A 24,098-nucleotide genomic window follows, 5' to 3' on the forward strand; every position below is an offset into this window, starting at 1 on the left:
TCTGTATAATCACTTATCAATGATGCGGTTTAGTCAATGGTAGGTTCTGCTAATGAAGAGTATAATCAATCGTGTTTTTCAAGAGCTACAACGTACAGAAGACTCTACTCTCCCTCTTTTGTTGGCGAGTCGTGCTACCCACATTTGTGGCACAACTGACCCTCAGGAAACCTTTGAAACTGTTCTTTCTAATATTCAAACTGCCCGTCAGTTGGGTTATATCGAAAAAATGGTTGATGGAAATGCCCTCTGTGACCGCTACGTTAATCTAGTGCATTCTGTAGAACTCGAAGGATACGCCAGTAAAGCGGATTGGTTCAGAGAAGAGATCATCCAACGGATGTATGACCTTAAACTGCATTCGCTGATCCATTCCTACTTCGGGGCCTACGAAATCAACTGGATGCATCATACCGTTGTGGAACGAGTATTGTCGGTTGATCTTGCGGAATCGAATTTGTGCTTGGCTTTTTAAAAATAGGGAACACTAAGGTGATAGTTTCTTGGGAATAACCAATCAGCCCCGGCTATGGTCGGGGTTTTCTACTAGTCAGTCAAAACCCCCTAGGGAATCCCTGAGGTTTGGGCCGATAAATCCCCAAAACAGTTAAAAAATTTGCCGGGCCTGGTTCTTTGTTCCCAGTTTTGTTATGAATTTTTTCCCTACACCTGCGGTCTCTCGCCCTATCCCCTCCTTGCTTAGAAGAGAAAAGGAGATTGGAATATATAGCCAATTCGATTAAGAGTGGGACAGTTGGTTATGAAATTCCGTTACAATGACTGCTGGACTCCTTTCGGAAAAAACTGATTATGGCTCACAGCCTTGATTCGCGACAAAAGGTCATTAACTTTATCGAAGCTGGTGGTAGTGTAACAAAAGCGGCGCAAATATTCAAGGTCGGCAGATCTAGCATTTATCGATGGCTTGATAGGGAAGACCTTGCTCCCACCAAGGTAGAGCATCGTAAGAAAAAAGTAGACATTAAAGAACTCGAAGAAGATGTAAAGAAAAATCCCGACATCCCCTTGAAGGAACGAGCCCAGAAATTCGGTGTTACTTCAAGTTCTCTGTGCTACAGATTTAAGAAGATGAAAATCACGCAAAAAAAAACAACTTCGCTATCAAGAAAGAAATCACGGTGAAAGAGCAAAATACTATAGAGAGCTAAGAGAGTTGGTGAAGATTTACGGTATTGCAAGCCTGGTGTTTATAGATGAAGCGGGGTTTGAGGAGTTTGTATCATCGATATATGGATGGTCAAAAAGAGGGAAAAGAATCTATGGAGAAAAGCAGGGTAGAAGAGGAAAGAAAGAAAATTTAGTGGCAGGAAGAAGAAAAGGAGTAAAAGACTTTATAGCGCCAATGTTATTTATGGGGAGTCTAAATGCAGAAGGGTTTGAGGCAGAAGTGTTGAATGTTAGAAGAAAATCAAAAAGGTAAAGCCCCTAAACTTGTATAATTAGGGGCACAAAATCAAAATAACTGAATATGATTATATCAAACTTTCCTCAAGTTGTGCAAAAGCATCTGGGTCACTTGCCCAAAAAGGATTATCCAGAACTGGACACCTTTAAGTTTGTCTCAATTTGGCTAAGTTTCGTGCTAGACCAAAGCCAAACAAGCATGAGAAGTCAATTCAAGAGATTAAACGCGAGAGGAGAGTCAGTAGATATATCGACCTTCTCAAAAGCAAGTAAAAAGCGAAACCCAAAGGTTTTTAAAGAAATATTAAAAAAGCTAAAAAAAGAAGTAGAAGTCTCTCGAGAACCAGAAAAAAGGGAACTGGTTTTGTTTCCACTGGACTCAACAGTGATATCGTTAACGAGCAAATTATTATGGAGACAAGGACATCATCAGGTAAAACTATTTAGTGGGATTAATTTAGACACAGGAGCCCCAGGAGGAATAGTAATTAATTTTGGTCAAGGGCATGATAGTAAATATGGGAATGAAACGATAGAAGCAACGCCAGAGAATGGAGTTGGGATAATGGATAGAGGATTTTGTAGTCTAGCAAGAATAGCAAAACTGCAAGAAGAGAAAGAGCGTTACTTTGTGTTAAGAACAAAGAACAATATAAGCTTAAATATGCTGGAAAATGGAAAGTATGAAATAGGAAGTGGGAAGGAAAAGCTAGAAGGAAGAGTAGTAGTATTTAGTGATAGAGAAGAAAGAACAGAGTTTAGGTTGGCAACAAATTTACCAGAAGAGGGAGAGGGAGGAATAAGTAATGAAGAGATAGCTGAGTTTTATCGATTGCGTTGGCAAATAGAACTATTATGGAAGTTCTTAAAAATGCACTTAAAGTTGGACAGGCTAATCACTAAAAATACAAACGGAATAGAGATTCAGATTTATAGTTGCCTGATTGGATATTTAATGTTGAGATTGGTAAGAATTCCGAAAGAGTTTGGGGAATCTTTATTAGATAAGCTACGGTATTTACAGGCATTTATGTGTGAAAAAATAAGTTATGTACACTGGCTAAGAGAGTTAGTGGTAAATTGTTGAATCTGGGCTTTTACAGAATCGTTGTGTCTATTCCTTGGTGGTTCAAATAAACCATTCAATATTTCTGGGGCACAAGGTATTATTTCTGCCGACATACTCACCTGATTTAAATGACATTGAACATGACTTTGGGGCGTTGAAGAGAGCAAGAATCAATGCCAATGGAGAGAAAAGTATTGACGAAATCATCCGTGAATATTGTGCCAGTTAGTGCCCCATTCTTATTTGAATTGGCTATATCTTTTCGGGGGGTTATGCAAAAAAACAGTAAAGAGCGCTAGGGTCTAAAAAAAGAGCATTATTTTTAAGGTGCATCTCTTTGAATAAAAGTCGCATCATCTCTGAAAAGTGTACTTTCTGTAAATCCACTAAATTTATCAAGCCAAAGTTCAAAGTTTCGGTGTCGAATATAATGCCCTGGATAATTATTTGACTCAAAGGATATTCCTCCTTTAGAACTCAATCCATTTTTCGGACAAAAAGTTGCATCTTGCTTAAAAAGATTACTATTATCATTAGCAGATAGAATTACACGATAGTTCCTGTGCCTTAGAAAGTGATTGGGAAAGTTTTTTGATTCTAAAGAAATACAATTAGGGTTTGCCAATCCTGTTATTATACGAAAGCTAGAATCTAGTTTATCTAAATCAGTTTTTATCGGTTCAATATACCCAAGATAGTTTCTATGACGGATATATCGCTCAGGGTAATTCACTGATTGGTAACGAACGTAGGAGCCTTGAGCTTGAACTTCCTTGGATTCAAAAAAACTAGCTATAGGAGATATAGCTAAAGCTAGGGTTAAACTAAATAGAGGAAAGAAATGTAGAATTTTCATTTCATTTATTTTTTAATTTTATTAGAGTTTGACTAACTATGGTATCTAGTAGACTATCTAGAAATTTTTATTCGATACCGCGTTATATGGTATAGTATATTCACTGAATAATCGAATGTTATATATTAAATATTTTGTATTATTTTTATACACTATTCTTTATCACTCCAGTAGATCCTATCGCCATGCTATTGATTTCTAGTTTACCCTTAGTTGCTGTCAATTGTCAGTAGCGGCACAGCAAATGCTAAATCGAAGGCATGATTTTGTATTCATCTTTTAACAATGGATGTAGCGCTAAAATAATGACTGGAAAAGGATTTACAAACCTGCTCCCAGAATTCACACTTGAGTTTGAAGACAGTCCTCAGAAACGAATCTGACGGATCTAATAGTTCCAATATCCTCTTAAACCTGTAAAAGGAGATTTTTGACTCCTCCGTTAAAGAATGACAAAGTATTTCTATCACTAATTACTCCAGGATCTTTATGGAGTCAGAGAACCGTTTTCTATTTCTGCTTATCATCGTCGTGAGCTGTCTTTTTGCAGCTGGACTGGTGATTGTTAATCTTATCGGTTGGCTATCAGCCCAGACTTCACCGGCTTCGATTACTAAATTACCCAGCTCTCCGATACCTTTTTCTCCACTGGAACCATCAGATTGGCAAGTCTTGGAGGTTCTAGCAGGCAATCGTATTAAGATGCTTCACAAAGATCAAGAGATGATCGTCAAATTAGCCTGTATCTTGGACAAACCCGACCCGACCCTAGCTCGTCATGCTACTGATCGCTTGCGTGGGCTGACTCATTTGGGGAATCCAACTTTCCAGGTCACTGAGCTGGGTCTGGATACCGATGGTGCTCTCTTAGTAGAACTCTGGATCTCCCAGTATGGCAATGCCCCACAACTTGTTCAAGCGATTTTGGCAGGGGGTAGCTATGTTAGCGTCTCTCCCCAAGCTGATGTGTTGTGCCCCAACGCGCCTCGAATGGTAGAAGCTCAACGTAATGCCGAGAAACGTCACCAATCTCCCCGGATTATTCATTTTTAGGCCAAAATTCTTTTGCACCAATAATCCAAATACATACAACAGTACTTAACTACCAATCAAAACAAACACATTAAATCTAGGCAAATAACAACCCTAGCGGATGGAAATTTTTAATTGGTAGCTGGCATTCCCCCGAGTGCCACCGACGACCACCCAGTATTGACCGGAACGGGGAAGCTTACCCTGCCAGCGACTGGCGTCATCCGTTTCTCCTGCGCCGGGTAGGGTTTGCCCCACAATCTCGTCGCCTTTTTGCCGAGCGCCTGGTGCATAGATCTGAAACACGGCATTATTTTCTACCGAGGAAAGATCGAGGGCCATGGTTTGTCCACCCTTGGCCCCCAGGGCGTAGATGCTTCGTTCCCCCCGGATAACGCTCCCTTTGACTGTTGTTCCGGAAGTACCCGGAGCAAATTTAACGGTTTGTATCGGATTGGCAGCAATGAGGGCCGGGGTGAGTAAGAGACTGGTAATCAGCGAAAGACCGAGATAGGGAGACAGGTTCATAGCTAATCAGTCTTGTTGGGCTAGTTCGTAACATAACACGGCTGATGCAAGATCAAGAGGAAACGGGACTGTTTTTTAATGACGGATATAGCCCTAAAACTCTGACTGCTTTCTATTTCTACAGGTAATTTAGAGGAAAGAGTATTTGCCTTGTCATGAGTCAGTGCCTTAATCCTGATTGCTTTGCCACCGTTCTCGACCACCACCGCTTTTGCCAGAAGTGTGGCCAGTCCGTTTTCCTGAGAGAAAGATACCAAACCCTACAACTTATTGGCCAGGGCGGCTTCGGACGAACCTACCTTGCGGTTGACCACGACAAACCCTCAAGGCCCTACTGCGTGATCAAACAGTTTTTCCCGATGCTAGAAGGCTCCAACGGGGCGGCGAAGGCAGAAACTCTCTTTGCCCAAGAGGCTCAGCGTTTAGAGGAACTTGGCCACCACGACCAAATTCCCGCTTTGCTGGCCTACTTCACCATCGAGGGCCGTCAATATTTGGTGCAGGAATACGTCCCAGGGCCAACCCTAGAGCAGGAGTTAAAGGAACAGGGCCTGTTTAGCCAAGAGAAAATAAGACACCTACTGCTCAACCTGTTGCCGGTATTGGACTTTATCCATCAGGCCCCCGTCATTCATCGAGACATTAAGCCCGCCAATATCATTCGTCGTCAGTCGGACAACCAGTTGGTACTGGTAGACTTCGGGGCCGCTAAGCAGATCTTACCCAACCAGGGTTCTGTCACGGGAACCATCATCGGAACGTCGGGTTACACGGCACCAGAGCAACAAAACGGCAGAGTAACCCTAGCCAGTGACTTGTACAGTTTGGGGGTTACTTGTCTGTATTTACTAACCGGAGTATTACCCTCGGAGTTATTTGATACGGAAAACTTTGAATGGGCTTGGCGAAGCAAGCTCTCTGGTAATTCAGTGGATGACCAGTTGGCCAGTATTTTGGATAAATTGGTTGAGCCGGGAACGAAAAAACGATACAGCCTGGCCAAAGAAGTACTCCAAGATTTACAACCAAAAATAGTTGTTTCTACCCCCAAAACGACTCTCCAAGTAGCCAATCCCCAAGCAAATACTCTAACTTCTGGCATTGGCTATTTTGACTTTGAAAGCGTCACGGTTAACCACCAGGGGCAGATTATAAAGAAGACACCCGGCAAAGCAAAATTTTACCGGGAAAATCTAGGGAAAGGAGTATTTTTGGATATGGTCTATATTGCTGGCGGTACTTTTCTGATGGGATCTCCAGAAAGTGAACCTGGAAGCTATGCCCACGAAAGACCCCAACACCGTGTTAGAGTACCTAGTTTTTGGATAGGCAAGTACGCTGTAACGCAAGTGCAGTGGGAGACTATCATGAGAAGTAACCCCTCTTACTTCAAAGGGCCTAATCGACCGGTAGAATGTATGAGCTGGAATAAGTGCAAAGAGTTTTGCCAAAAATTATCAAAACTAACAGGAAAACGATATCGCTTACCGAGCGAAGCAGAATGGGAATATGCTTGCAGAGCAGGCACGACAACTCCCTTTAACTGCGGAGAAACTATTACAATAGCTTCAGCTAACTATGCTGATAATAACGCTTATGATAAAGAAAGAAAAGGCCAGTATAGAAAGCAAACAGCAGAAGTGGGGAGCTTTTCATCCAATGCCTGGGGACTGTACGAAATGCACGGTAACGTCTGGGAAAGGTGTGAAGATGGTTGGCATAATAACTATCAAGGAGCACCGATAGATGGAAGTGCCTGGACTGACAACCACAGCAGTACTGCGATGATAGTACTCCGGGGTGGTTCTTGGGACAACAACCCTACACGTTGTCGTTCTGCCTTCCGCCGCAACAGCGACCGCGACTACAATGCCATCAACATAGGCTTGCGGCTAGTCTTGAAGTGGGATGGGTCTTAATACCCTTTTTTCTGCCGCGTTTAGAAAAAAGAGCTCGTTTTGCGGTGTCCCCCTCTGCAAGGTTGATATCGAATCCCACGCCTTCATTGCGCCTATTTTTACTAGAGTACTTTGCGGTAATATTTATTTAGATGTAGTGGACATACCGCGCCTGCGGCATAGTTGCTAATTAAGCCAATCAATTTTGGGGTAAATATGACACCATATCGCAATCTAAACGGCAATTCGAATGTGCTTGAATACGAGGCAACTGACGATTCAATTCACGTCGTATTCAAGTCTGGGGCGCATAGAAACTACCTCTATAACCACGTTAGGCCAGGCAAGGCTATGGTTGATCGAATGAAGGCTTTGGCTAATCAGGGGCACGGCTTGAACTCATATATTTCTACTACCGTAAAAAGCAACTTCGCCAAAAAATGGTAAAGCGGACAGATCATTGGATGGCTCAACAACGATGGCATTATCCTTACCCAGCGAAGGTTTAGGCACGATATCCATTCTTAAAAGACAAAACCTTTAATACTTGAAGGACTCATTCAAGGGTGCTGTTCAGCAATGGGGACTTGCTAGGTTATTATCAGTATATCCCCAATCAATAGGTATAGGCTATGCTCCGGGATACTCTGAAGCAGGAAATCGATAAACTTAGCGAGGTTCAGCTAGCTAGAATAGCTGAACTTATTACTCTGGTTAAGCTCCAAACTCAAGATGTGCCTGCAAGTGTACCATTCTGGCAGCATGCAACTCCTAAAGAACGGGCACAGAGTTTTCGGGCATGGGTTGAGCAGCTTCCAAAGACAGGCTTGAGTCTCCCGGACGAAGCCTTTGATCGTGCTTCCATTTATGAATAATGACCAGGTATTTACTTGATACCAATGTTGTTCTCCGTTTCAGTAATACTTCTGATGAGCAACACGGATTAGTTACAGAAGCAGTTGCTAATTTGCTCGAACAAGCAAATGAATGTTACCTAGCATCACAAGTTTTAATCGAGCTTTGGGTTGTTGCTACACGCCCTCTTAATGTTAATGGCTTGGGTTGGTCAGTCGAGCAAACACAGAATATCATTGAACAACTGCTTGAGCACTTCTCAGTTGTGGAGGAAACATCACAAATATTCTCAATCTGGTTAAACTTAGTTACTGAAAATAAAATAAGCGGCAAAAGAAGTCATGATGCACGTATCGTTGCTATTATGCTTGCATCGGCAGTCAGTCATATTCTAACCCTTAATCCAAGTGATTTCTCGGGTATGTCTAGTATTACAGTAGTGCATCCATGTGAAATTATCGCATCCTTGGGCAATTAATAAATACTGCCTAATAATGCGTTGGTGCGGATGGTACAGAGCGGATTTTCACCCATAGGGGGGCCGAAGTTAATTAGTATGACCATGGGACTGGCTGATTAGTTCCGATTGCTTAGTACGATAGAGATCATTGCTACGGTGCTACACATGCCACAAGAAAGAACTTTCGACGCAAAGTCGGTGAGACTGAACTACCTCGACTATGGATCTTCGTCGAACCAACCACTGGTTCTGCTACATGGCGGTGCCGGGCACCTCACTGACGAACACAAGTGCCTCAAACCCTGGCTAGGACTGGGTTTCTTTAAATAGACTAGTCCACCATTCAAAAACGCTGAAACCTTTGTTGTATTTGGATTACGAGCGAAGCATTTACAAAAGTACCAAGATAAGCGTCCGTTACTTAGGGTGGCTGAGTTTTGCTTTGGGCTGACTATTACTGGGACAATGCTATTAGGGACAAGCGGGCGGCGACAGAAGAGGAAGTAATGGCAGAAGTGTTGAATGTTAGAAGAAAATCAAAAATATAAAACCCCTAATCTTGTAGAATAGGGGCATAAAATCTAAAATAACTAAAGATGACTATATCAAACTTTCCTCAAGTTGTGTAAAAGTATCTGGGTCACTTGTCCAAAAATGATTATCCAGAACTGGACACCTTTAAGTTTGTCTCAATTTGGCTAAGTTTCGTACTAGAACAAAGCCAAACAAGCATGAGAAGTCAATTCAAGAGACTAAACGCGAGAGGAGAGTCAGTAGATATATCGACCTTCTCAAAAGCAAGTAAAAAGCGAAACCCAAAGGTTTTTAAAGAAATATGGGAAAAGCTAAAACAAGAAGTAGAAGTTTCTCGAAAAAAGAAAACAAGGGGACTAGTTTTGTTTCCGCTGGACTCAACAGTGATATCGTTAACTAGCAAGTTGTTATGGCGACAAGGACATCATCAGGTAAAACTATTTAGTGGGATTGATTTAGAAACAGGAGCCCCAGGGGGAATAGTGATTAATTTTGGTCAAGGGCATGATAGTAAATATGGAAATGAAACGATAGAAGCAACGCCAGAGAATGGAGTTGGGATAATGGATAGAGGATTTTGTAGTCTAGAAAGAATAGCTAAACTACAAGAAAAAAAAGAGCGTTATTTTGTGTTGAGAATAAAGAACAATATAAGCTTAAACATGCTGAGCAATGGAAAATATGAGATAGGAACTGGGAAGGAAAAGGTAGAAGGAAGAGTAGTAGTATTTAGTGATAGAGAAGAAAGAACAGAGTTTAGGTTGGTTACAAATTTACCAGAAGAGGGAGAGGGAGGAGTAAGCAATGAAGAAATAGCTGAATTCTATCGATTGCGCTGGCAAATAGAACTATTATGGAAGTTTTTAAAAATGCACCTAAAATTGGACAGGCTAATCACTAAAAATACAAACGGAATAGAGATTCAGATTTATAGTTGCCTGATTAGATATTTATAGTTAATTTAATTAAGAGTGGTGCAGGTGATTATGACATTATGCTAGCATAACTAATAAACTTATCCAAAAATGAACAACTTATGGCTTACAGCCTTGATTTGCGACAGAAGGTCATAAACTTTATCGAAGCTGGCGGTAGTATAACAAAAGCTTCAAGAATATTCCAGGTCGGTAAATCCAGTATTTATCGATGGCTTGATAGAGAGGAATTGGCTCCGACCAAAGTAGAGCATCGTAAGAGAAAAGTAGATATTAAAGAACTGGAAGAAGACGTAAAGAAAAACCCCGACACTCCACTGAAGGAAAGAGCCCAGAAATTTGGTGTCACCTCAGCTTCTCTATGCTACAGATTTAAGAAGATGAAAATTACTCAAAAAAAAACAACTTCGTTATCAAGAAAGAAATCACGGCGAAAGAGCGGAATACTATAGAGAGCTAAGGAGATTGGTGAAGATTTATGGTATGGCAAGCCTGGTGTTTATAGATGAAGCAGGGTTTGAGGAGTTTGTATCATCGATATATGGATGGTCAAAAAGAGGGAAAAGAATCTATGGAGAAAAGCAAGGGAGAAGAGGGAAAAAAGAGAATCTAGTAGCAGGAAGAAGAAAAGGGGTAAAAGATTTTATAGCACTAATGTTATTCAGAGGAAGTCTAAATGCAGAGGGGTTTGAGGGATGGCTAAAATATCATTTGCTGCCAGCCTTAAAAATGCCATCAGTCTTAATAATGGATAATGCGCCGATTCACCGAAAGAATAAAATAAGACAACTAGTAGAAGAAGCAGGGCACAAGGTATTGTTTCTACCGAAATACTCTCCTGACTTAAATGACATTGAACATGACTTTGGGGCATTGAAGAGAGCGAGAATCAATGCAAATGGAGAAAGAAGTATTGACGAGATAATCCGTGAGTATTGTGTCAGCTAGCGCCCCACCCTTATTCTAATTAGCTATATGTACACTGGCTAAGAGAGTTAGTGGTAAATTGTTGAATCTGGGCTTTTACAGAATCGTTGTGTCTATTCCTTGGTGGTTCAAAGAAACCATTCAACATTTCTGGGTTCCCAGTAATTCTTAATTTAAAATATTTGCACCAAAATGATTACCTCGGCAGGCCGCTTTGCTCAATTTTGGCACTGGTCTTTTTACGATGGATTTAGCACTGAAACACCTACTGAAGAGGGATTTGAACCCCCTATTTCCCACTGGCTTGAAAACCTGCTCCTAATAAGGGATTTAGACAGCTATCCTTCTTTCAGAGACCAGTGCCTGAACCTACCGAAGAGGTATTCTGGGTGTCCTGGTGACTAGGTTTAGCGGCGCGTAATTTAGCCACCAATTGAGGATTATTTTGCAGAAAAGTCATCACCTGGGATTCAGCTAAAGGCACTTCTGTTTCCAAACCTTGCATTAATTTTTCTCCCCAATGGCTTACCATCGGACTCTGTAAAAGTTTGGTTAATAACGTTAACCCACTGGTTGCCAACAATAACTTCGTGGGGTCGCCATTCTCTCCCTCCTGGGTTCCCGCCAAAATAATGGGATTTGTCCCTAAAACCCCCGGTTGAGGAGCTAAGGCCGCCATGACCTTGGGCAAGACCGTAATCAATTCTTCCAAATGATCTTCAGCTAATTGCACCGTTAAGGCTTTAATAGACAGGGTATTTTGAGCCGAAATTTTTGCTTTTTCCCCCTCCGCTTCCTTCAGGGCTTTATCCAATTCTGCCGCCGCTTTGAGTTTAATTGCTTCCGCTAATTGTAATGCCATAATTTTTTCATTTTCGGCCCGTAGGCGTTCCTGTTCTAGTTCCCCCTGTTGTGCAATTAACGCCGCTTGTTTGTCCTGTTCTGCTTTAATTAAGGTTAGGGCTTTTTGACGTTCCTCCTCCGCTAACTTAATGGCAGTTTCTTTATCCGTTGCGGCCAGGGAAACCGCTTTTTGGGATTCAATTAACGCCTTTTCGGCATTCGCTAATTCCTGATTTTTTTGATTAATAGCAATTCCTTTGGCAATTTCCGCTTCTTCTAGGGCCTGTTGTTGTAGGATATGTTGTTCTTTCAGTTGTTTTTCCGAGAGAATCATCCCCTCTTCGATCGCCTGTTGTTTTTGAACCTTGAGGAGTTCCTGGGTTGCCCGCTCCGTTTCCCGTACCTCTAGGACTTGACGCTCATTGGCGGCGGTCATTTGCTCCGTTTGTAAGGTATTTTCCAGTTGTTTTTGTTTGAGTTGTCGTTCGGCATCCAGTTGTTTTTGAGTTTCTAAGAGTTTTAACAGGGCGATTTCGGTTTTGGTTTCCTCTTGGACTTTTTCCAATTCTTTTTTATTTTGTTGCACAATAGATTCACGGGTAACTACCGCCTGAATATCCAAATAATTATCTGGATTGTAATGATTTAATTCATCAATATTGGTGATAGCAATGTTCAAGAGTTGTAACCCATAGCGAGCCAAGTCTGGTTCAACTTTTGACTTTAAATTATTCGTAACCGTTTCCACACTGCCTTGCAATTCCCCTAAATTAGCCTGGGAAGCAGCATCCCGTAAATGGCCTTCGAGAATATCGTTCACCCGTTTTTTAACTTCTTCTTCAGCGACAGAAATATTGAATGGTTTATTTGAACCACCAAGGAATAGACACAACGATTCTGTAAAAGCCCAGATTCAACAATTTACCACTAACTCTCTTAGCCAGTGTACATAACTTATTTTTTCACACATAAATGCCTGTAAATACCGTAGCTTATCTAATAAAGATTCCCCAAACTCTTTCGGAATTCTTACCAATCTCAACATTAAATATCCAATCAGGCAACTATAAATCTGAATCTCTATTCCGTTTGTATTTTTAGTGATTAGCCTGTCCAACTTTAAGTGCATTTTTAAGAACTTCCATAATAGTTCTATTTGCCAACGCAATCGATAAAACTCAGCTATCTCTTCATTACTTATTCCTCCCTCTCCCTCTTCTGGTAAATTTGTTGCCAACCTAAACTCTGTTCTTTCTTCTCTATCACTAAATACTACTACTCTTCCTTCTAGCTTTTCCTTCCCACTTCCTATTTCATACTTTCCATTTTCCAGCATATTTAAGCTTATATTGTTCTTTGTTCTTAACACAAAGTAACGCTCTTTCTCTTCTTGCAGTTTTGCTATTCTTGCTAGACTACAAAATCCTCTATCCATTATCCCAACTCCATTCTCTGGCGTTGCTTCTATCGTTTCATTCCCATATTTACTATCATGCCCTTGACCAAAATTAATTACTATTCCTCCTGGGGCTCCTGTGTCTAAATTAATCCCACTAAATAGTTTTACCTGATGATGTCCTTGTCTCCATAATAATTTGCTCGTTAACGATATCACTGTTGAGTCCAGTGGAAACAAAACCAGTTCCCTTTTTTCTGGTTCTCGAGAGACTTCTACTTCTTTTTTTAGCTTTTTTAATATTTCTTTAAAAACCTTTGGGTTTCGCTTTTTACTTGCTTTTGAGAAGGTCGATATATCTACTGACTCTCCTCTCGCGTTTAATCTCTTGAATTGACTTCTCATGCTTGTTTGGCTTTGGTCTAGCACGAAACTTAGCCAAATTGAGACAAACTTAAAGGTGTCCAGTTCTGGATAATCCTTTTTGGGCAAGTGACCCAGATGCTTTTGCACAACTTGAGGAAAGTTTGATATAATCATATTCAGTTATTTTGATTTTGTGCCCCTAATTATACAAGTTTAGGGGCTTTACCTTTTTGATTTTCTTCTAACATTCAACACTTCTGCTTCAGCGACTAAGATTTCCTTTTCACCTTTTTTGCCCGTTCCTAATAACATGGCGGCATTACGAATACTATCTTGATCTGGATTGACTCGCACCTGCAAACTACCATTAAAAACCGCTTTTAAATAATCTTTGGTTCTCAGGGGTTTTTCGGCGGTATTCCCTCGAACAACGGAAACCGTGACTTGATTTAAGCTCACAATGGTAATGGTTTCAAAGCCTGGAAAAAAGAGGGTTGAACGGGTAATCACCTGCTTATCACGGGTCGGGCCAGAAATCACAAAAGCCTCATTGGTATTACAAACTCGATAAAATTTGGTGAACATCAAATAGAGGGTAATCAAGACCGTGAGAATGCCTCCACTAAACAGCGCTAAGGGCATTAACCAGCCCAAATCTAAGGGACTAGATAATTGGGCTAGATAGGGAGTGTCGGGGTTAACAACGGTGATCGCCTGGGTTGGGGTTTTAGGGGTCAGGTCAAATTTGCTGTTCATGGTTTTTACTAAAATAAGGGGAGTTGGGAATGGGGAGATAGGGATAGAGGAGATAAAATTTATTCACTATTCACTGCCCACCAACGCTTTCAATTCATCATTGCTATCGGCTTTGACTAGTGCATAACGACGGGGGGCAACTAAATCCACAACGTAGACGCGATCGCCGACGGCAAACGCTTGGTCAGAGGCTTTTTCCCAGGGCAATCCATAAATTTGTACCGAGCATTTTCCCCAATCATCATAGACATTAACTTCCAATAATCCCCCGCCTAAGACCCCTAACACCTGACCTTTCGTGCCAATAAATCGCTCTGGAATTAGCTTTTCGGCAACGGTTTGGGTTTTAAGGAGTGGCCGAAAACGTCTCGTGATCCCCACTAAAAAACGCGCTAACATTAACCCACTTCCCCGAATCAGCCAAGGTGCCGGTGGTAAGGTAGGATAGGAACTAGTTTGACGAAACCAGAGTAAGTTCGCACTCCATCCCGTCAGACCCACCATAAATGGATAAATACCCAGCAGAAAAAGGATTGGGACTTCTCCCACCCCCAGTAACGCTAACAACCAACCCATTAAGGGAATTCTCAATAAAGGCGGATCTTTGGCTTCTTCTCTTTTGATTAAATCCGGGGCGGCTCCGGTCATCACCGCTAAGAGAATCAGCAGAAACCCCACCAAGGTCATAATAATAAAGCCTCGATTAGGGGGAGCCACTAATTCGCTGAAGTCAGTCATGTCTTAAGTTTTAGGGGGCCATAGCTTTAATACTAGCCGAGGTCTTAGAAAAGTTGACCGTTTATAATAATCTTTTCACCTATGCCCGCCAACTATAGCCGCAAATCCAGATAAATAGAAACCTTCTCTAACGTCCTTATTTTGTACTGTAACAAGTCTTTCCTCCGCCTTTCTTTAACCTTGCTGGCCCTGGTCTTTTTACGATGGATTTAGCACTGAAACACCTACTGGAAAAGGATTTAAATCCCCTATTCCCGCTGGCTTGAAAACCTGCAATAAGGGATTTAGACGACGATCCCTCTTTTAGAGACCAGTACCGTTTACCCTCACAATACACACAGTTCATTTTTCTCAAATCTATCCTACAGAACTATTCTAGCTCTCACTCTCTAAATAGATAGTGCCCGATAGAAAGACGGTGTATTTGCCAATCATGACTATAATTCAGTCATGCGATTTAAATCCTCGTTATCCATCTTTGGCTTTTTCCTATTCATTCCCCTGCTTTTGCTGGCCGGTCTAGCGACCCAAATCCCGGTTTCGGTTTGGGGGATTGGATACCTGCTCGGCGGATTAACCCTGGCCTTTGGCCTAACTCTGTCCCCCTGGCGCACTGTCTGGCTGGCGACGGGGACTGGCGCGCTCACCCTTCTCCTGCTTACCGTTACAAGGGTTGGACTCGGCATCTGGGAGCCACACCCCGTGCTGGAGATGCTCACCCTACCTTCGGGAGACAGCGCGCCTTGGCTGGGCTATGTCATTGATGAACAGGATGCGGTGATTTTTGGCGAAACGCTATTCCACCAAATCGGTGGCTCCTCTGCCAGGGAACATGTGGGCATAGCCGAAGCGCTCAACGCTGATTATTCGTCCCTGCGGCAGGTTCAGGCGGTAATGCCCTCACCCGTTCTGGATACCTATCTCGGTTTGCAGGGAGCGGAGGGCTTCGATACCATCTTCATTAAACCGGAAGCTAATTCTCACCCGGAGACGGCGGTCGTTTTTCTGCATGGATTCGGAGGCAACGTGACCGCCCAGTGCTGGGAAATCTCCCGCGCCGCTAGCCGTTTTGGGGCGCTGACGGTTTGTCCCTCCACCGGTTGGCAGGGTCAGTGGTGGCAACCGGACGGCGAAGCCTCCCTACGCGCAGCACTGCGTTATCTCACTTCCGAGCGGGGCATCCGTAATATTTACCTGGGCGGATTCTCCAATGGCGGGTTCGGACTCAACCGCCTAGCACCCAAACTGACCGATGAAAAAGCCCTGCGCGGTTTGTTTTTCATCGACGGTATCGCCAAAAGCGCGGAAATTCGCGCACTGGGACTGCCTGTGCTGGTTATCCAGGGCAGTCAGGATGAGCGCATGCCAGCCCTCGAAGCGCACCGCATTGTTGGTGAGATTGGCAATTTGGGAACTTATGTGGAAATTGCCGGCGACCACTTTCTGATTATGAAAGAACCGGCTGCCGTTCAAACGGCCTTGTCCGCCTGGCTCGAAAAACAAGCCGGTAAATAAAACACACCTGCAGCAGATGGAAACCGGGCCCTACTCACTAGGGAAACTAATTGATTGGAAACGAGATGATCACCCCAGATCGCCCCTGAGCCCAATAACCCTTTAAGGAGGACAGTGGGTATAGTTGTCGGTCAACTAGGTTTTGAGTCGTATCTAAGCTTAGAACCCTGGCTCCCCCTTCTTTTACTTCTATCCCTGAAATTAACTTACAGCAAGCCTTTCAGCTACTCACAACCCACTTTTGTCAGTCAATCAGGTTTAAGGCTGCTTCTGGATTTTCCGAACAATCCCTTACTAAGGTTATAGAGTCTATCTTGACAGCTTTTATTTGGGAGTGGGCTTGTAAAATTTGTCCGTTTCTATTTTGCGAAAGCATGGGCACAAACTTTTCGAGTGAGCCTTAGGCATAAAGCTCTTGAATGCTTACAAGCCAGGTATTGCACCTCAATAGTTGTGAGAGAAATCAGCATTGAAAGCTTGATGAAGAAATGCGCAGACTATTCTCTTCAGAAAATTTAATCTTTGTTAAAGGTTGCCTGCGGTAATATTCGTTTAAACGTAGTAATTATTTGGTTAAATACATAATTGGTCTGGGATTGTTCTGCGCTCTCTAGAAAAAATTATTGCAACTGACCGCAAACAAAATTCTATTATCTAGTAAAAATTTCTTGCGGCGGTTGAATTCAGCCGTTGGACAGACTTGCATGGCGACGCAATTCCGACAACTAAATAGCGGATGGAATGCCGAACCAAATGTCCCCGACCCAGCGGTGCAGGTCGATGGTCGAGATGTTTTGCTAACGTTCCTGGCTAATCCCTTTCAGTTCCCGCGATTTACCGAGCAACAACGCCTCCGTCTTCGGTTCAAAGGGGCGCGAAAATATCGTCTTGGACCGACTAACGACGAGGGTTGGTATCGCGGGCAGTGCCGCTTCAGCGGAAAGGCGCCAGCTTGGGGGGAGTTCTATGAGATTTCAGGTGACCTAGAGCTGGATCGTTGCCCCAATGATTGGCACATGCTCGAAGACACTCGTCCGCTGGGTCGTAATTTCTTATTCTACCTTCGCGATAACACCTTCGAGTGCGAAGCGGATGACTGGATTCTTGAAGAATGAGCTGTCTAATATGGCGTTAGCTGGCTTGTTAGCTTTATTCTTGCAGGACAACGCGACCTACTCTTAGAGTGCATCAAAAGTGGCAAGCATGGAAATCGAGGCGCTGGAATAGTATTGAACATTGCCTTGAAACACAAAAAACATGGATGAAATTGGGGATTGGGGTGGCTGCTGTTGCCTTCCTAGCCGCATCCACCGGTTAGATCTTTGCCCCCATTGTATAGAGTACACTAGTTTCTCGCATCAGTGGCTACGCGCTAACAATCCCCAGCCACTATTCCTCAAAAAAATGCGGAAGATTCTTTTGTTGAGATTTTCCCTGGGAAGGTGTACCGCCTTACCCGCACAGTGCCCTTTTGTTAATCCACCGTGCTTCGAAGTTTCCTTTAAGATGAATATTCCTTTCCGACAAGAAATCGAATTCTCCAAGAACCGATTCGTTGTTGTTAACTCGGGTAAACCGGACTTTACCTTTCAACTCCTGGCGGGGTTGTTTTTGCCAGACAATTGACTGAGGCAATTTAAGGTCAAGGTAATACATTACAGTGCCGATCTCTTGCCCTTGTGACTGATCTGGAAAGATAAATGTAGTTCGAGATTCTTCAGGCGCTCTCCAAATTCTTAAATGGATCCAGGAATTCGACCTACCTCCGAATTTTTCCGCAGGAATCCATAGACCGAAAGCTGCCCCATCCCAAGGCGCACAATCATGTTCAACTGTCACCTTCAACTCGCCATTTGACTTATTGGAATCAAGTTCAGCAGGTTGCGCCCCTTGCAAATAAGTAACCGCTAGAAAAGTTGCTATCAATAATGGTCGATACTTCATTCGAAACTCAGGCAGTATAATGTTCCTAGTCAGCGGCGGCAGATCACCTTTGCATCATCACCAAGATCTCTCAACCGTCCGCTGCACTAGGCTTGTTATGCGGCGATTAAAGACTCTACAAGCATCTATGCTCAGGCTTTCGACCCAAAATATAAAGAGTAGTGAGATCATCCCAGATTCCCTGGTTAGCCTGAAGAGATTCCAGTTCTGCATCAAAATCAGCTTTGGCTTGCACTAATTGTACTGATGTCAATTGATACAATCCATTACCAGAGACCTTGAGTGAGGTAGACGAAGGATGCACAACGACCCCATCCCAAGTTGCTTTTGCTTTAGCCAAACTCGTATAGCTGCCATACTGCTCTATTTTAACTTCAACTGCCTCAAAACCAGCGTTCCTAAACAAATTTTGACACTGCTCTATTGAACCAATTCGATTGCTTACTTCCAAAGTGATACAGCGGATTCGCCATCTATGTGGCACAGTAGCAACAGTGGGTAAAGTAGTTTTTTCTGGTGTCAGCAGAATTCAGTAGAACCGCTATTTTCAGAAACTTTTCTACGGTCTCTCGCTCCTTGGGTCTAAAGCGTCGCACAAAAGCCTTCAATTCCCACCAGAGATGCTCGATGGGATTGAAGTCAGGCGAATAGCGCGGCAGATAAATAATCTTCGCCCCTACTTCCTCCAACATTTCTTTGACTCCTTCTACTTTGTGAACCTGGAGGTTGTCCATCACCACGGTCGCTCCCTTCCAGAGATTCGGTACTAGTTCCTCCTTGACATACTCTTGGAACAACTCTTTATTAAGAGATTGGGGTAAGAGCTTGAGCGATAAAACACCATTGAGGCTCATCGCACCAATATAATTGAGGCGCTGTCCTCTGTAGGTACAGTCAAAGTCATAGGCTCTCGTCCCGGCCAAGCTACGAGCCCTATCGCGCATTATCCCCAGTAAAATTCCCATTTCATCCAGGAATACCAAGTTTTCCGGTTCTTCTTGCCCAATGACTGACCAGTAATCTCGTCTTTCTTGCTGTACTTCCTCTAGGCTCGCTCTACGGTTTCTTTTAGTTTTTTTTACGAGTTAATTTCAGGCGCTTCAAAAAGGTACACATGGTACTTTCGCTCATATCGATACCCGTTCGCTCTAGCCAAAGCTCACAATACTCGCTCAGAGTGTAATCGGGATGTTTGCCTACCATGGCAATCGCTTGGGCTTCGGTGCCCATGAGGCGACTGGGCTTACCTCCACTAGGTGGCTTGGGCATCAGTTGCCCAGTGGTGCGTTTTAAGACGATAAGGTCATGGACGGTGGTTTTGCTGACATGAAACTGCTCAGCGACCTTTCTGATGGAAGTATTACCTTTTTCGTAGGCAAGGATAATTCTCTCTCGAAGCTCCATGGATAGAGGAGGCATGGTACTCTATGGCTCTTAATGCAGTGATAGGCTCGTCCTGCATTGTACCGTTCCGTCGGAGAATCTGCTGTAACCTCTCGGCGGTCGATTGCATTGAGGTTGTTATGCCTTGCATTACCCATTGTAATTTGCGATTACTTTTGTAATTTTTCCGGTTGAACTTAATTCCATCAATTCACCTGCTTTTAGACCTTTTTGATTGATGTAATAAACAACAACACTGAATATTCCCCACATCACATCGAGAAGCTCAAATTTGAGGTCAGGATAAACTTCAAGCCCCTTCTTGAAATAATCCCTGAGTGCTGCTTTACCCTGAACTGTCCCGAACGAATCATTCAGAATTTTTACTGCAACCGGAGAGACCAAAACCACATCCTCCGCATAGTGAGTCAAGATTTCATCGAGGTCATGAGAATTCCAAGCTTGAATCCAATGAGAAGCAAATTGGTTTGCCTGTTCTTGGGTTAACATAGTTGCTCCTGTTAATCATAATATTAGTACGGAAGGTCGTCTTTGTGTGTGAATATCCATTTGCCGTTGATAGATTGTGCTGCTTTGAGATCATCGTTTGGGTACTCAACTTCATCGCCTGGAGTGCGATCTCCAATCTCCAGGTAAGTCACTATTTCTTGCGAGCGATTGACTAGTTGATGCGCTATCCCTGTCCCTGCTTTAAAGCCATAGCAATCGCCTGAACTTAGTAAATATTCCTGGTCTCCCAGTATCAATGTTGGAGACCCTTCCAGAATCAAGATAAATTCATCTTGCTTAGAGTGACTGTGAACCAGGGCAGACACAGAGCCTGGCGAAAGGTGAGTCAGATTGATCCCGAACTGTGTCAGCCTGAAATAGTCGCCCAGTTTGCGTTTCAGTCGTCCTCTGACCTGCGACGCAAAGGGTTCTGGATAATTTGTCTGTCCCAATATTGCAGGAACCGCACGGGCTGAAATGGGAGATTGATTCATAGTCGAAAGAAACTCTTTACTTCAAATAGGGATTATAAGACACCAGACTCTAACTGATGCAGATAGATGAATTCGGGGACTTCACACCTGCTTTAGCTCGAATTTCGACGAGTTCAGGCGATTCAAAAAATGCCCGTGCATCTGTCGTCGAAGTCCAGACCGAGAAATGTACAATCTTATTTGGCTCACGCTCGTCGCGTAGTACTTGATAGGAAAGTTCCCCCGCTTGCTTGCGAATCGATACCGCTTGATCAAATACTTGTTTCCAAGCTAGATAATCTTCGACTTCGTGAATGATTAAAGTGTAGTGCATGAGATAAGTTACCAATGGATGACGAGTGGTAGATCAGGACGGAGATCGATTCGTTGACCTTGAAATTCTCCATCAATTCCAAACTCCAGGCAGTATTCTGCACCCAATCGTAATCTGATCAGTTGGGTATCCAACAAGATTTGGAGTTCTGGAGAGGGTGCTGTTGTCATAGGACTGACTAGTTCGACGCGATCGATCTCGCGCCAGTTGAGGCGATCTTGTAGCGGTTGGGCCTTCCCAGTAGTCGCTTGATCGGGACGTTTCCCAAACGGAATCTGAAATAGCATCGGCTCAGTTAAATTATCGCTGTTGGTTGCGATAGCAATTCCCAAATCAGGCGGCAAATAGGGAGGATAGTATTGCCAACTCGAAAACGCAATTTCATCACTCGCACCAGTGCTAGAACGCAGACAAATCCCAAAGGGACAACTGAGATTACGATCGCGCCACCGTTCCCACAACCGAGTACGACAAATTGCCTCAGACTGTGCTTCTTCTGGATTATGAACCCACAACAATTCCAGCATCGCATTGTGAAAAAAGAACCGCCGATTCGTAGTCCCTTGCCCAGGATGAGTGTTGGACGAACCCTCAACGAACCCAAACGAGACGAGACGATCTGCGATCCCAGCCCCAACATCAGTACAGATAAATAGATGATCCAATTCAAAGGTTATCGCTTCTCCCCTCTTGACAAGATCTGAAGATTGGCAAGGGATGAAAAATATGTCATCAAGATTGACGTATTGAATTTATCCGAGAATCCATTATTATGTCAACATGCCTGACCTAAATCATCTCGACTCTCAACGGGAGCAAGAACTCAACAAGGCTCTGGAAGCCCTGCATTTCGCGTTTCGTTCTGTGGCCGCAAAACCAGATGCCATCCTTGCGGAGCAGGGGCTTTCGCGAGTGCATCATCGAATTTTGTATTTTGTGGGTCGTCATCCAGGCTTAAGCGTGAATGAACTGCTAGCAATGCTGAGAGTCAGCAAGCAGTCCTTAAATGCTCCATTACGGCAATTGACGAAATTAGGGTTAATTGAAGCACAGACTGACCCCCTCGATCGTCGCATCAAGCAATTGGCGCTGACCCAAGCGGGATTAGATCTGGAGAAACAATTATCTGGGGATCAGCGACAACGGTTTACTAAGGTGTTTGACATTGTTGGGCAAGAGGGTGAGGCGACCTGGCATCAAATTATGAAGCTGTTAGCAGAGGATCTATCGTCCGATCAGATGGACTAAAAAACATAACTAGCGACTATGTCGCACCTGCAGCGTGGTCACTGCTTTTTGATGAAAACTACCGCAAAGCATTGGGTTTAGGTAAAAGACAAATACAAAACCTTACATTTGGTAGAAGTCGCAAAGACCCTCTGAGTCAGAACCTATCCTGCCCTTCTATCCAAAACTCTTTTGACCGTCATGGCCTGCCATTGACCGCCGCGCTTGCTGGCTATGCCCTGATTATTCAGATACTCTGTTATCTTGCCATAGGACTTGCCAGAGCGACGATGACGACGGATTAGGGCAATGACCTCTTGCTCTGAGTCATCTGCCACCAGTTCTCCATCCTGAGCCGTTGTCCCAAACTTAGGAGCGCCGTAAGCATAACCGCCCTTGCGGGCCTTGGCCCTGCGGCCGCCTTGGGTACGTTCATTAATCTGGGCCCGTTCTAACTCGGCCACCGCCGCCATCATCGTCAAAATCATCTTGCCGGTCGGGGTCGAGGTATCCACATTAAGGTCGAGCAAGACCAGGGCCTTATTCTTAGGCTGTAGGACATCTTCCACCAGGGCCAAGACATCGCGGCAATTACGGGCGATGCGGTCTAACTTGAGGGCCACTATCCCGTCAGCCTCATTGGCCACCATCGCCATCGCCTGTTGGAACTGGGGACGGTTGGTGGTATTCTTGCCCGAGCCGACCTCGACAAACAGATGGGCCAGCTCATGGCCAAAGGCCTTACAGTAGGCCTCTATCCGTTTCCGCTGGCTCTCCAGAGAGGTGTTATCCTCTTGTCCTTCAGTGCTAACTCGACAATAGCCAACCAATTTCATAACATAGCTCTTACTAGACATAGCCTTAGCTGGCTTTAAACATAACATTTTTCAAAACAATATCCGACTTTATAGAATACTGTACAAAAACGCTCGCCTTGGCTTAGTTTTAGCAATGGACAAAAAATGGTCGTTAAGACTGAAAAGCTTACCAGTTAGAGCTTTCAGATAGCATCCATTGAAGATGCTTATTGACTTAGACTGTCTCATATTGATCCATAAATGGGACACTTCAAATTGCGAAGAACGTTTTTGCGCCGTTTAAGGCTTCTAGTGTTTGATTAGCCAGTTACCCAAAATGGGACAGTTGCCTTTGGCGCTTCACTAACGACCAGAATTTTTCCGCTGCTAATATCAAGCCTTAGATGAAGTCTCCGGTATTTTCAGCCTGATACAACCGATAGCAACGGTGATCGCCAATCATTCCCCGCCCCACACTGGAAGTAAATCCATCAGGAGGCACCACAGGGAAAAGCAACCCCCGTAACCCCCCTAATTTTATAGGCTATAATATGTAAGTTAGCACTTACATAACTCAAATGAGCCGAACGAATCGAAATGTAGAATTGACTCGTGAGCTTTTATTGAAAGCCGCGATCACCGTTTTCTCTACTGATGGCTATGTGGGAGCAACAACCCGTGAAATTGCTCGTGTTGCAGGGGTGAGCGAAGTCACCTTATTTCGTCACTTTCAGAGCAAAGAGCGACTACTGAGTGCCGTTGCCCAACATATCACTGCCCTATGGATGGAGGCCTTCACCCATCAAAATAAGTGGACTTATAACCTCAATGACGATCTATTGAAATATGCCAAGCTCCACGACGACATTTTGGAAGAGCATGAAGCTTTATTCCGAATGTTTATTGGTGAAGCCCATCGGCATCCAGCAGACGCATTAAGAGTTCTTCAGGAATCATTTCTACCATTGCGAGAAAAACTTATTCTTTATTTACAAACAGGGGTTGAAAAGTGCTGTGTTCGTTCCGATGTTAATTTGCCGATGGCAGTAGATCAATTAACAGGAATGCTTTTATCTGGCATGATTCGCCGACATGTTATTCCATTTGAACGCGGTTATAGCCACCAAGAATATATTCAAGAATGTGTCAATTTATTTGTAAGAGGCATTGCAATATCTAATTTTTCTGTTGGGCAGACTCCATTTTTAGCACCAATATTGCCGAGAAATTAATTAAGGTCTGAACTTTTTAGTTGCGATGACCAAATGTAATAGCTGTATGTAATGACGAGGTAGAT

The 24,098-nt window shown here is 43.5% G+C and carries 23 protein-coding genes and 5 pseudogenes; 13 read left to right on the forward strand and 15 right to left on the reverse strand.

The genetic code is table 11. The features are described from left to right. The first annotated feature begins 52 nt into the window (after positions 1–52). The 4 genes and pseudogenes from ABXS88_RS00705 to ABXS88_RS00720 all read left to right on the forward strand — a co-directional run. Entirely contained in the window at positions 53–475 is a 423-nt protein-coding gene (locus ABXS88_RS00705; protein ID WP_353673297.1) for a hypothetical protein, read from the forward strand. Between the two features lie 335 nt (positions 476–810). Next, positions 811–1,402 (forward strand): annotated as a pseudogene (locus tag ABXS88_RS00710) (IS630 transposase-related protein); the annotation flags it as partial. A gap of 90 nt (positions 1,403–1,492) precedes the next feature. After that, a complete protein-coding gene (locus tag ABXS88_RS00715) occupies positions 1,493–2,512 on the forward strand; it encodes an IS4 family transposase (RefSeq protein ID WP_353674761.1) in 1,020 nt (339 codons plus the stop codon). 67 nt (positions 2,513–2,579) lie between these two features. After that, positions 2,580–2,723, forward strand: a pseudogene (locus tag ABXS88_RS00720) (transposase); the annotation flags it as partial. Positions 2,724–2,816: 93 nt separating this feature from the next. Here ABXS88_RS00720 and ABXS88_RS00725 read toward each other — a convergent pair. Beyond that, complete coding sequence (locus ABXS88_RS00725) at positions 2,817–3,350, reverse strand: AbfB domain-containing protein (RefSeq protein WP_353673298.1); 534 nt, start codon at positions 3,348–3,350, stop codon at positions 2,817–2,819. Between the two features lie 531 nt (positions 3,351–3,881). Here ABXS88_RS00725 and ABXS88_RS00730 point away from each other — a divergent pair. Next, a complete protein-coding gene (locus ABXS88_RS00730) occupies positions 3,882–4,403 on the forward strand; it encodes a hypothetical protein (RefSeq protein ID WP_353673299.1) in 522 nt (173 codons plus the stop codon). Between the two features lie 93 nt (positions 4,404–4,496). Here ABXS88_RS00730 and ABXS88_RS00735 read toward each other — a convergent pair whose 3' ends face one another. Beyond that, positions 4,497–4,910: a hypothetical protein gene (locus tag ABXS88_RS00735; protein WP_353673300.1), complete on the reverse strand. Its 414-nt coding sequence runs from the start codon at positions 4,908–4,910 to the stop codon at positions 4,497–4,499. 155 nt (positions 4,911–5,065) lie between these two features. On the opposite strand from ABXS88_RS00735, the gene ABXS88_RS00740 reads away from it, so the two are divergent. From ABXS88_RS00740 to ABXS88_RS00755, 4 genes and pseudogenes are all read left to right on the forward strand, one after another. After that, positions 5,066–6,829 carry a bifunctional serine/threonine-protein kinase/formylglycine-generating enzyme family protein gene (locus ABXS88_RS00740; RefSeq protein ID WP_353673301.1) on the forward strand — a complete coding sequence of 588 codons (1,764 nt, stop codon included), beginning with the start codon at positions 5,066–5,068 and terminating at the stop codon, positions 6,827–6,829. Between the two features lie 853 nt (positions 6,830–7,682). After that, positions 7,683–8,141 (forward strand): PIN domain-containing protein, encoded by a 459-nt coding sequence (locus tag ABXS88_RS00745; RefSeq protein WP_353673302.1) that lies wholly within the window; start codon positions 7,683–7,685, stop codon positions 8,139–8,141. A gap of 617 nt (positions 8,142–8,758) precedes the next feature. Continuing rightward, positions 8,759–9,610 (forward strand): annotated as a pseudogene (locus ABXS88_RS00750) (IS4 family transposase); the annotation flags it as partial. Between the two features lie 83 nt (positions 9,611–9,693). Beyond that, positions 9,694–10,540, forward strand: a pseudogene (locus tag ABXS88_RS00755) (IS630 family transposase). 328 nt (positions 10,541–10,868) lie between these two features. Here ABXS88_RS00755 and ABXS88_RS00760 read toward each other — a convergent pair. The 4 genes from ABXS88_RS00760 to ABXS88_RS00775 all read right to left on the reverse strand — a co-directional run bounded on the left by ABXS88_RS00760 (position 10,869) and on the right by ABXS88_RS00775 (position 14,618). Then, positions 10,869–12,254 (reverse strand): flotillin domain-containing protein, encoded by a 1,386-nt coding sequence (locus tag ABXS88_RS00760; RefSeq protein ID WP_353673303.1) that lies wholly within the window; start codon positions 12,252–12,254, stop codon positions 10,869–10,871. Between the two features lie 21 nt (positions 12,255–12,275). Then, complete coding sequence (locus tag ABXS88_RS00765; protein WP_353674761.1) at positions 12,276–13,295, reverse strand: IS4 family transposase; 1,020 nt, start codon at positions 13,293–13,295, stop codon at positions 12,276–12,278. Positions 13,296–13,346: 51 nt separating this feature from the next. Beyond that, positions 13,347–13,880, reverse strand: a complete 534-nt coding sequence (locus ABXS88_RS00770) for a hypothetical protein (protein ID WP_353673304.1) — start codon at positions 13,878–13,880, stop codon at positions 13,347–13,349. Positions 13,881–13,946: 66 nt separating this feature from the next. Then, positions 13,947–14,618 carry a hypothetical protein gene (locus tag ABXS88_RS00775; RefSeq protein ID WP_353673305.1) on the reverse strand — a complete coding sequence of 224 codons (672 nt, stop codon included), beginning with the start codon at positions 14,616–14,618 and terminating at the stop codon, positions 13,947–13,949. Between the two features lie 450 nt (positions 14,619–15,068). On the opposite strand from ABXS88_RS00775, the gene ABXS88_RS00780 reads away from it, so the two are divergent. Together ABXS88_RS00780 and ABXS88_RS00785 are read left to right on the forward strand one after the other, a co-directional pair. After that, on the forward strand, positions 15,069–16,133 hold the full coding sequence (locus tag ABXS88_RS00780) for an alpha/beta hydrolase (RefSeq protein WP_353673306.1): 1,065 nt from the start codon (positions 15,069–15,071) through the stop codon (positions 16,131–16,133). A gap of 704 nt (positions 16,134–16,837) precedes the next feature. Then, on the forward strand, positions 16,838–17,248 hold the full coding sequence (locus ABXS88_RS00785) for a hypothetical protein (protein ID WP_353673307.1): 411 nt from the start codon (positions 16,838–16,840) through the stop codon (positions 17,246–17,248). Between the two features lie 337 nt (positions 17,249–17,585). Here the strand turns inward: ABXS88_RS00785 and ABXS88_RS00790 are convergent, their stop codons facing one another. The 8 genes and pseudogenes from ABXS88_RS00790 to ABXS88_RS00825 all read right to left on the reverse strand — a co-directional run bounded on the left by ABXS88_RS00790 (position 17,586) and on the right by ABXS88_RS00825 (position 21,304). Continuing rightward, positions 17,586–18,077: a hypothetical protein gene (locus ABXS88_RS00790; protein WP_353673308.1), complete on the reverse strand. Its 492-nt coding sequence runs from the start codon at positions 18,075–18,077 to the stop codon at positions 17,586–17,588. 115 nt (positions 18,078–18,192) lie between these two features. Then, positions 18,193–18,528 carry a hypothetical protein gene (locus tag ABXS88_RS00795; protein WP_353673309.1) on the reverse strand — a complete coding sequence of 112 codons (336 nt, stop codon included), beginning with the start codon at positions 18,526–18,528 and terminating at the stop codon, positions 18,193–18,195. A 22-nt stretch (positions 18,529–18,550) separates the two neighbouring features. After that, positions 18,551–19,135: pseudogene (locus tag ABXS88_RS00800) on the reverse strand (IS630 family transposase); the annotation flags it as partial. Between the two features lie 10 nt (positions 19,136–19,145). Further along, positions 19,146–19,496 carry a transposase gene (locus tag ABXS88_RS00805; RefSeq protein WP_353673310.1) on the reverse strand — a complete coding sequence of 117 codons (351 nt, stop codon included), beginning with the start codon at positions 19,494–19,496 and terminating at the stop codon, positions 19,146–19,148. Positions 19,497–19,610: 114 nt separating this feature from the next. Beyond that, complete coding sequence (locus ABXS88_RS00810; RefSeq protein WP_353673311.1) at positions 19,611–19,970, reverse strand: nuclear transport factor 2 family protein; 360 nt, start codon at positions 19,968–19,970, stop codon at positions 19,611–19,613. A 23-nt stretch (positions 19,971–19,993) separates the two neighbouring features. Then, positions 19,994–20,464, reverse strand: a complete 471-nt coding sequence (locus ABXS88_RS00815) for a cupin domain-containing protein (protein ID WP_353673312.1) — start codon at positions 20,462–20,464, stop codon at positions 19,994–19,996. A 49-nt stretch (positions 20,465–20,513) separates the two neighbouring features. Beyond that, positions 20,514–20,777: an antibiotic biosynthesis monooxygenase gene (locus ABXS88_RS00820; protein ID WP_353673313.1), complete on the reverse strand. Its 264-nt coding sequence runs from the start codon at positions 20,775–20,777 to the stop codon at positions 20,514–20,516. A gap of 8 nt (positions 20,778–20,785) precedes the next feature. After that, entirely contained in the window at positions 20,786–21,304 is a 519-nt protein-coding gene (locus tag ABXS88_RS00825) for a hypothetical protein (RefSeq protein WP_353673314.1), read from the reverse strand. A 253-nt stretch (positions 21,305–21,557) separates the two neighbouring features. Between ABXS88_RS00825 and ABXS88_RS00830 the strand changes: the two genes are divergently transcribed. Then, entirely contained in the window at positions 21,558–22,025 is a 468-nt protein-coding gene (locus tag ABXS88_RS00830; protein WP_353673315.1) for a helix-turn-helix domain-containing protein, read from the forward strand. A gap of 143 nt (positions 22,026–22,168) precedes the next feature. Here ABXS88_RS00830 and ABXS88_RS00835 read toward each other — a convergent pair whose 3' ends face one another. After that, complete coding sequence (locus tag ABXS88_RS00835; RefSeq protein ID WP_353673316.1) at positions 22,169–22,840, reverse strand: recombinase family protein; 672 nt, start codon at positions 22,838–22,840, stop codon at positions 22,169–22,171. A gap of 539 nt (positions 22,841–23,379) precedes the next feature. Between ABXS88_RS00835 and ABXS88_RS00840 the strand changes: the two genes are divergently transcribed. Beyond that, positions 23,380–24,033 (forward strand): TetR/AcrR family transcriptional regulator, encoded by a 654-nt coding sequence (locus ABXS88_RS00840; RefSeq protein WP_353673317.1) that lies wholly within the window; start codon positions 23,380–23,382, stop codon positions 24,031–24,033. The last annotated feature ends 65 nt before the right edge of the window (positions 24,034–24,098 follow it).

The sequence above is a fragment of the Synechocystis sp. LKSZ1 genome (genome assembly GCF_040436315.1).
GTDB lineage: Bacteria > Cyanobacteriota > Cyanobacteriia > Cyanobacteriales > Microcystaceae > Synechocystis.

What these genes read in the sequence shown, in the direction of transcription:
- ABXS88_RS00810 (WP_353673311.1), bottom strand. Translation starts at nt 19,970, where the DNA reads ATGTTAACCCAAGAACAGGCAAACCAATTTGCTTCTCATTGGATTCAA.
- ABXS88_RS00805 (WP_353673310.1), bottom strand. Translation starts at nt 19,496, where the DNA reads ATGCCTCCTCTATCCATGGAGCTTCGAGAGAGAATTATCCTTGCCTAC.
- ABXS88_RS00785 (WP_353673307.1), top strand. Translation starts at nt 16,838, where the DNA reads ATGGCGACGCAATTCCGACAACTAAATAGCGGATGGAATGCCGAACCA.
- ABXS88_RS00770 (WP_353673304.1), bottom strand. Translation starts at nt 13,880, where the DNA reads ATGAACAGCAAATTTGACCTGACCCCTAAAACCCCAACCCAGGCGATC.
- ABXS88_RS00825 (WP_353673314.1), bottom strand. Translation starts at nt 21,304, where the DNA reads ATGCTGGAATTGTTGTGGGTTCATAATCCAGAAGAAGCACAGTCTGAG.
- ABXS88_RS00815 (WP_353673312.1), bottom strand. Translation starts at nt 20,464, where the DNA reads ATGAATCAATCTCCCATTTCAGCCCGTGCGGTTCCTGCAATATTGGGA.
- ABXS88_RS00740 (WP_353673301.1), top strand. Translation starts at nt 5,066, where the DNA reads ATGAGTCAGTGCCTTAATCCTGATTGCTTTGCCACCGTTCTCGACCAC.
- ABXS88_RS00735 (WP_353673300.1), bottom strand. Translation starts at nt 4,910, where the DNA reads ATGAACCTGTCTCCCTATCTCGGTCTTTCGCTGATTACCAGTCTCTTA.
- ABXS88_RS00830 (WP_353673315.1), top strand. Translation starts at nt 21,558, where the DNA reads ATGCCTGACCTAAATCATCTCGACTCTCAACGGGAGCAAGAACTCAAC.
- ABXS88_RS00745 (WP_353673302.1), top strand. Translation starts at nt 7,683, where the DNA reads ATGACCAGGTATTTACTTGATACCAATGTTGTTCTCCGTTTCAGTAAT.
- ABXS88_RS00705 (WP_353673297.1), top strand. Translation starts at nt 53, where the DNA reads ATGAAGAGTATAATCAATCGTGTTTTTCAAGAGCTACAACGTACAGAA.
- ABXS88_RS00840 (WP_353673317.1), top strand. Translation starts at nt 23,380, where the DNA reads ATGAGCCGAACGAATCGAAATGTAGAATTGACTCGTGAGCTTTTATTG.
- ABXS88_RS00790 (WP_353673308.1), bottom strand. Translation starts at nt 18,077, where the DNA reads ATGAAGTATCGACCATTATTGATAGCAACTTTTCTAGCGGTTACTTAT.
- ABXS88_RS00775 (WP_353673305.1), bottom strand. Translation starts at nt 14,618, where the DNA reads ATGACTGACTTCAGCGAATTAGTGGCTCCCCCTAATCGAGGCTTTATT.
- ABXS88_RS00780 (WP_353673306.1), top strand. Translation starts at nt 15,069, where the DNA reads ATGCGATTTAAATCCTCGTTATCCATCTTTGGCTTTTTCCTATTCATT.
- ABXS88_RS00820 (WP_353673313.1), bottom strand. Translation starts at nt 20,777, where the DNA reads ATGCACTACACTTTAATCATTCACGAAGTCGAAGATTATCTAGCTTGG.
- ABXS88_RS00725 (WP_353673298.1), bottom strand. Translation starts at nt 3,350, where the DNA reads ATGAAAATTCTACATTTCTTTCCTCTATTTAGTTTAACCCTAGCTTTA.
- ABXS88_RS00835 (WP_353673316.1), bottom strand. Translation starts at nt 22,840, where the DNA reads ATGAAATTGGTTGGCTATTGTCGAGTTAGCACTGAAGGACAAGAGGAT.